This is a genomic window from Helicobacter sp. CLO-3 (genome assembly GCF_001854545.1).
In the GTDB taxonomy this organism is placed as follows: domain Bacteria; phylum Campylobacterota; class Campylobacteria; order Campylobacterales; family Helicobacteraceae; genus Helicobacter_B.
Genome location: NZ_MLQN01000054.1, coordinates 1 through 7,846, shown reverse-complemented (window position 1 = coordinate 7,846; position 7,846 = coordinate 1). Strand labels below are relative to the sequence as shown.

Annotated in this window: 4 protein-coding genes; all 4 read right to left on the bottom strand. The window is 42.3% G+C overall.

The genetic code is table 11. The annotated features are described in order from the left end of the window. Positions 1-216: 216 nt before the first annotated feature. Positions 217-1,380 carry an MFS transporter gene (locus BKN38_RS09715; RefSeq protein WP_066458112.1) on the bottom strand — a complete coding sequence of 388 codons (1,164 nt, stop codon included), beginning with the start codon at positions 1,378-1,380 and terminating at the stop codon, positions 217-219. Between the two features lie 390 nt (positions 1,381-1,770). Further along, positions 1,771-3,951 (bottom strand): dynamin family protein, encoded by a 2,181-nt coding sequence (locus BKN38_RS09710; RefSeq protein WP_070957817.1) that lies wholly within the window; start codon positions 3,949-3,951, stop codon positions 1,771-1,773. Beyond that, on the bottom strand, positions 3,944-6,175 hold the full coding sequence (locus BKN38_RS09705; RefSeq protein ID WP_066458122.1) for a dynamin family protein: 2,232 nt from the start codon (positions 6,173-6,175) through the stop codon (positions 3,944-3,946). Before BKN38_RS09705 ends, BKN38_RS09710 begins: the two co-directional genes overlap by 8 nt. A 9-nt stretch (positions 6,176-6,184) precedes the next feature. Continuing rightward, the coding region (locus BKN38_RS09700; RefSeq protein WP_143000281.1) for a dynamin family protein at positions 6,185-7,846 on the bottom strand (1,662 nt) is incomplete at its 5' end.

Below are 7,846 nucleotides of genomic sequence, written 5' to 3'. Positions count from 1 at the left end.
CGGTGCCTTGCATTGTGGCATCTTGGGTTTTAACATCTCGCATTTTAGCATCTTGCGTTTTTTTATCACTCATCCTTTGCCTTTCATAAAATATTTGAAATCAATAAACAAAGCGCATATTATACAATATCCTTGCAGGATTTATAGCGCGAAATTATCGGCGCGAGATTCCAAAAACGCGTAGCAAATTTTGGTGAAACGCCTAGCCCTTCGCTTTCACTCCACCATTTTGCATTTTTGCGTGAAGATGCCGCAGATATTTAGCAAAATAGCCACGATTAGCACGAGGAAAATCCCCGCTGTGTAGCCCTCGCTCATATCATGCAAAAGCCCCACGAGAAATGGTCCGCTTGCTGCGATAAGATAGCCAAAGCCCTGCGCCATCGCGGAGAGCTTGATAGCAATCGCTGTGTTTGCGCTCTTTTGCGCGATAAAAAGCAGTGCCAAGCCAAACACGCCACCCATAGGAATCCCGATGCAAACCATGCTAAAAAGCAGCGCCGCGCGAGAATCCAAAAGCAAAATCATCACATAGCCCACCACATACATCCCACAAATCGCCGCCATATACCATGGCTTGTATCGTTCGCGCATCTTGGATATCGCCAGCGGTCCTAGCATCGCCACTGGGAAGGAGGCTAGCTGCATATAAAGCAGCAGGCGCGTGCCATATTCGAGGCTGTAGCCTTTGGATGCGATGATGAGCGGCAGCCATGTGAAAGTGCAGTATGCCACAAAGCCTTGCAGCCCCATAAATAGCGTGATGCGCCATGCGTTTTTGTTTGCTAGCAGGCTTTTGGTGGCGAGCTGCTTTGGCTTGGGACGCGAAAATCTATGGTTTTTTATCTCTGGGTAAAAAAGCACGATAGCAATGAGCGCAAAGCCTATCCACACAAACATCGCGAGCCTTATGCCAAGCGCGTCGATAAGCGGCAGGGCAAGGGCTATGCCAAGGATGGAGGATAGGTTTAAAAATAGCGAATACACGCTCATCATCGTGGGCGCGTTTTTGGGGAATTTCTTTTTGACAAAGCTTGGGATGACGACATTTCCCACCGCGATGCCAGCGCCCATGAGCGCCATACCGACAAAAAGCCCGCCCACGCCACAAAAGCTACGCACCACCTCGCCAAGCGCGATAGCACAAAGCGCGATGAAGAGGATTTTGGTATTGGAAAAATACGCCACGATGAAAGAGATGCTGCCAAATGCGATGAGGGGGATGGAGTTTAGCAGCCCTGCTACGGAGCTAGAGATGCCATAATACGCCCTGATAGCCTCGATGCTTGGTCCCATGGAGTTGATAGGCGCGCGGAGATTTATGGTGACTGCTGCCATGATAGCTAGGCTTAGCCAGAAATATGTTTTTTTGTTTAGCATTTGCGCTCCCCATTGGATTATGGATTGTGGATTGTGGCTTGCTTGCGTGGTTATTTATTGCATGGGGTATTTTAGCACTATTTTGGTTTGAAGTGGATTGTGGGGGTTTATAAAAATGAGAGGTGTGCGAAAAAATAGATTCTAGCGCAAAAGGCTGGAATCTAAAAAACAAAATTTAAAAAAGCGCAAATGCGGATTTTGGCTAGGAAGTGGGTTTGCGCGGATGGATTCTGGTGCAAAAGAGGCGGAATCCAAAAGGCGCAGAATTTAAAAAGCGGGACACAAAAAGCGAGAATCCAAAAAAGGCAGAATCTAAAAATGTGGATTTGGATTCTGGCAAGCTTTTGGTTTAGCTTGCCTTATCGCGCTTCGCAGAATCTAATCTATAAATCAAATATATGTAATTATTTTATCAATATCCATTTCTTTGCCGGTTTTATCCATAAGTTTATAATTTAGTTTTGTAAGCCAGTCAGCGATTGCTTCCTCTATGCACGCGAACTGCTCTTTGGCATCCATTTTTTCATATTTGCTGCCTTTTTCCCTAATTACCGATAAGATTAATGAACTAAATTTAAACCATAGACACAAATCCAAGTCATATTTTTGCAGAAAAGTTTTCCAGTCATCCTCGAATTCATATGCATAATCCCATACATCATCGCTTGATTGAAGCCCTAATTTATCTGCGATCCCTTCATCATCAAATATGCTATTTGCTGCTGATAGCAACCATACCTCAAGAAGATCCACATCAAACATTACAAGGAAGTCCTCAAACTCTTCAGATTCTGCAAGCATATTAAGAAAAATTTCATGATTTTCATCATCTTGCTCTTGGTATTCCGCAGCATTTTCTTTTTCTATATATTCCTCTTTTGTGTTGGAGGCAGGATTTTTGGATTTTGTCTCGCGTTCTTGCTTCTGCTTCTTCTCTTTTCTCATATCAGAGATTGTTTTAAAAGCCACTTCGCTTTCTACATCTTTTTCGGTGTAGATTCTGCGCTTTAGCTCTAGCCTTTTGCCAAACACCCCATCAATAGCGTCTTTAAAATCCTCTATGCGCTCGCCAAGCTCTGCTAGCTTTTGTTTCAAGCCTTTTGTGTCTTGCTGTTTTTTGAGGTTTTCTATACGCTTATATAAAGTGCTATCCATATCATCAAAGTTAGATTCTGCCAAATCCGCCGCCAAGCCAGAGAGTTCTCTATTTTTGAGATTTTTCTCCACTATAGCTTTTAGCAAATCTTTTTGGCATTTTTCATCTATAGCGTAGAGGTCTTTGACAAGGCTTTTGTGTATATTGTGGCTTTGGGATTCGAGGTTTAGCAAAAAGTTTTGCAAAGAGCTTTTTTTGAAAGCGTATTCTTTGCTTCTTTTGGCGCTATATGCGCTTATGCCTTTAAACTCTATACCATAATCCTCCAAAGTCTCCTCGACTATATCTAGGATAGATTCTATATCATCTTGAGATTTTATGTCTGCTTTGTTTAGGATGACAAAAAGCTCTTTGCGCCCCAAATCCAAATCGCGCAAAAACTCTATATCAGATTCTCCTATGGTGCCATTTGCATCAAGTCCCACAAGCCAAAACAGCACGCTAGCCTTGTTTAGATACTCTTTTGCTGTTTCTATGTCTTGGTGCGTGTGTCCTGCGCCTGAAGGGTTGTATCCGGGCGTGTCGATGAAGCATAGCTTTTGATGACTCATCTTTACGCCAAGCACCATAAATGGCACGATGTCTTTGATATTGAAATCAAACGACTTGATAAAATCATGCGAGAATCTAGCATGGGTTTTATCGCCCATTTTTTGCAGATCGACATACGCGCCGCTATTGGTGATAGCTAAAGAAGTGGTGATAGTATCATGAAAAACATAAGTAGGGATAGCAGTAGTGGGTGCGATGTCTGTAGCTAGGCTAAATTCTTTATCCTCCATAAAAGAGCTGATAAATGCGGATTTCCCCGAGCTAAATCCACCGCCCACAGCCACTATGGTGTTTTGGTAGAGTTTGGAGCAGGCGCAGACGATTTTTAGGTTTTTCTCTATGCCTTTTAGCTTGGTATAGGCTTCTAGCTCATCGTTTAGATCCTCGCCCTCTGTGCTAAATGCATGCCATTTTTCAAGGCAGGCTTGAAACTGCTTTAGCGCCTCGTTTTCAAGCTTGGCAGCAAGTATGCTTGAAGTGAAGTTAAATTTGAAGTTTGTATCTTCTAGCTTTTGCTTGGTTTGGTTTAGATTCTTGCTTGTCGCGCTAAGCTCGCTTTGGGTTTTTGCTAGATTTTTATTTGTCGTGCTAAGCTCGCTTTGGGTTTTTGCTAGATTCTCGTTTGTCGTGCTAAGCGCGTTTTGCGTTTGCTCTAGATTTTTATTTGAGATATTTAGCTCATCTTGCGTTTTTGCTAGATTCTCGCTCGTCGCGCTTAGCTTATCATTTAGATTCTGCTTTTCTGTGGCAAAATCTTGCTTTAGGCTTGCTAGCTCTGATGCTAGCTTTTGGTTTTGTGCCTCGTATTGCTCGCGCTCTTTGGATGAGAGGGAGGAAAATAATTTTTTGAAAAAACTAAGCATTGTTTATCTCCTTTAGATTTTGTAGCATGTTGGTGTATTTTTCTATCGCAAGCTCTTTGTTGCCAAGCTCACTTTCAAGCCTTTTTAGCTCCTCTTCATAGGAGGCAAAAATATCTTTCGCCACATCTTTGGCTTTTAGATTCCGCTCTAGGTTTTTGGTGAAGTTATTTATATCCCTAGTGACTTCTCTAGCAAATTCACTCATAAAATCACGCGCTTTTTCTATAAACTCTTCTGCTTCATAGCGCTGTAGCTTCCCACTTTTTTTGAGCTCATCTGGTAGCTTGTCGCTATAGTCAAACTCTGGAGTCTTTATAGAATCCACTATGCTTTTAATCATTTTTGATATAGATAGCCAATCCAAATCCTCATCATCAAAAGTTTTTCTAAGCGTGCCTATAAGATTTTTGTTAAGTCTTTCTTCTTTCCAATGTCGGCGCTCTTTGGCGATTTCATTGTTAAGCAAATCTTGGACTTTGCAAATCACAACATCCAAAGCATTGCGCACATCTCCAGCATGGACGATATTAATAGTCTCATATTCTGTTTTAGTGCTACCCCAGCTAAAAGGGTTATACCAGCTAGATGCACTCACTTTATAAGACCTTTCCTCTGTGCCTTGACTATCTTTAAGGGCTTCTTGCCCCTCTTTGAAATACTCCGCTTTTTTAGCCTTCAGCCCTTCATCTAGCTTGATTTTAAAATCAAGGCATTCATTATCGTATGTCTCGCTTAGCTCAAAGCTAGCTTTTGCTTTCTTATTACCAAGCTCCTTGATCTGCTTCTCGATAGTCGCCTTGTCTTTGGAGTTTAGCTCATCGATGCTTTCTTGCAGGATTTTTTCTATGCCTTGCGCGTAGGATTTGAAAGTGGCTGTTTTGGCTTTGGTGTATTCAGCGATTTTGTCTTGTATGATTTTGTCTTTGTTGGCGCGGATATCATCTAGGTTTTGGCTTATGGTGTCTATATTTGCGATGAGTCCTAGATTCTCGCGCGCTGTGGCGTCATTGGCGAAAAAGTCTTTGTAGTCATCGTTTAGATTCTCCCATACTTTTTGCATATTAGAATCCCATGAAGATTTATCACCAAAGCTTTTTAGCATCGCATAGCATGCGCCAGAGGTGAGAAGCAGCGGGCTAGATATAAGCTTATCGATGGTTTGCTTGATTTTTTCAGAGGTTCTTTCTTGCTTGAAATCAGTCATGGTGCTTTTGAAGTTTGCGCTAAGAGTTGAGCGTATATAGTCCAAAGCACCGCTTATAGTCCCGCCGCCTTCTTCTCTGGCATTGGTAAAAAGCTGATTATCTGTCTGGGAAGCTAGGATCCTAAACTCGCAAATCCCCTCTTTATCGCTTATCCTATCTAGCAGGTTTAGATCATCTATGCTTAGAAACTGCCCAGCAGGCGATATCAAAAACACCGCATCGCAATCTTTTAGCGGCTTTTTTGTCCGCTCTTCTCTTGATACGATAGGGTCGTTTATCCCGGGACTATCGATGATTTGCATATCTTTGAGGGTTTCTAGGTTTAGCTTTATCGTCACAGATTTGGTGAAGGGCATATATTTGCCTTCTGCGCCTACATAGTCTTGCAAGACATCTTTCAGATCTTCAATGCTTGATGCATCTAGATTCTTTGGCAGTGTGGATGGGTTTATGCCGCTATTTTTAATTTTTTCGTGCTGTTCGTATGAGGCGTATAGAGTGGTGTTTTTTAGCTCTCTTTCGACGCTTTTTTGGGCTATTTCTCTTTCTTTGGCTTCGTTGAAGTCTATCGCTCCGGTAGCTTGGTCTTTTTTAGATTCTGCCCTTTTTCTTTTTTCTTCTACCTTTTCTTGCACTCTTCTTTGGAATTCTGCTTGGTATTTGGCATGCTCTTTTTTGATCTCTTCCAAATCCTCTGCGCTAAAAAAATCAATGCTAGCCGATAGATTTTCGTCATATTCTAGTATCGTAAGCGCTGCTGTCATGGGCGTGGCTGCCTTTGGCAAGATGTCTTTGCCATCGAAAAATAGCGCATTTAGCAAAGAGCTTTTGCCAGCTTTTACCCTGCCTACTATGCCAAGCCTTAGCACTTTGCCAGCGGTTTTGCTATTTTCTATCCATTTTTTGAGCTCTTCGCTTGAGCTTATAGCAAACTCATCGCGCAAAGCCGCAGTCCTCGAGCCTAGATCGTTGCTAGCGATGAAATCCTCTAGCTTTAAAAATTTTTCTACGACTTGCATTTTTGCTCCTTAAAAAGTTTTGTTTGAAAGCTCGGCGATTTGAGCTTTGATGTTTTGGAGATTGGCGATTTCTTGTTCTATGTCGCTGGCTTTGCTTTCTTGCTCTTTGGCGCTTTTTGCTATCTCTTCTTCTTTTTGCTTGATTTGCTCTTCAAATTTTAAAGCTATCGCATCAGTGGCTTGGCTTATGTATTGGTTGAAAATAAGCGGCAGATCTGTTTTTAGCTTGGCTTTGATAGAGGGCACGACTTCGCTTTCAAATTTCTTTTCTAGCTCTTTTTTTAGCAAGAATTGGTTTAGGTATTGCAGAAGAGGGCTTAGAATCTTTCCTGTCAGCACCACTGTCGTCTTGACAAATCCTATCGGCAAGTTGGCAAGCACCTCGCTTGGTTTATTGTGTTTGGCAGATGACAAAGCGCTATCCAAAATCTCACCAAACCCCATGCTAAAACCTGTATCTCTTAGGTTTGCATTTACCTTGCTTAGAGCGTGGTTGAATCCTTGCATGATGTCTTGGTGCAAATCTCTTGCTTCATCTGTTATTTGCGGTATGACTATATTTCTCACTATGGAGTTTATCTCCGAGTTGAATACATTGGGAAGCTGCATACAGCCTATCAATGACGCTTTTTGCGCTAGCAGCGCGCCTTCAACAGCATTTATGATGCTATCGATATTTTTCCCAGCATATTTACTCTCCGCTTTAGCCAAAACGCCATCCCGCGCATTTTTGACTTCTTGCACACCAAGAGATAGATTCTCTAGAATCTTTGCTATGTCTTCTTTGGAGGATTTTAGGACGCTTATTTGGGTGTTTATGCTGGATTCTGTCTGAAAATAGTAGTTTTTCAAGTCGTCTTTGTAGATCTTTTCAAAAAGCGCCTCTGGCTTGATGCCTGCGAGGATGTTTTGGAATTCTTGGGCGCTGTTTTTTGAGGTCAAAACCAGCTCTTTTTGGTAGTCAAACTCATCTTGAAGCTGCGCTTCTATGGCTTCTTTGACGCTTTGTAGCTCGGCATCGCCGCGCAAGTTTGTTTTGCTAAGGCAGAAGGTGAAGCCTTTGCCAACGGTCATTATGTTTTGGATTTCTCGGATTATGCTTTTTTTGATGATGCCATCTTCTACGCTTATGACGATGATAAAATACACGCCTTTTGCGAGATAGCTTAGTATCGCTTTGTTGTGATCTGCTAGAGGTGCTTCAAAGCCCGGCATATCTACGAGAATCAAAGGCTCGATTTGCTTTAGTTTTGGCTCGTTTAGATAGAGGCGCAAAAACTCAAAATCCGCCGCTTGATTTTTGATAGATTCTGTCTGGCTTAGCTCAAAGCGCACGCTGCTGCCATCGCTTCGCACCGCCTCATAATAGCTGCTGTCAGCATAGATAAGCTCTGTCGCCATCGCTGTCTCTGGCGTGATGCTGGTAGATAAAATATCTTTACCCAAAAACTGGTTGATAAGCGAGCTTTTGCCAGCGCTGAAACCGCCAACCACTGGCACTATTAGCCTTTTTCCCTCGATAGCTTTGATAAGCTCATCTTGCTTATTTTTATCCACTGCTGCTATGTCTTGCGTCTTTTCTTTGACAAAGCTTACAAAATCGATGTATTTTCGCTGAATTTCTAGCATGGCTAGCCCCTTTTTAAAAGTTAAAAAAATATTATACATTAC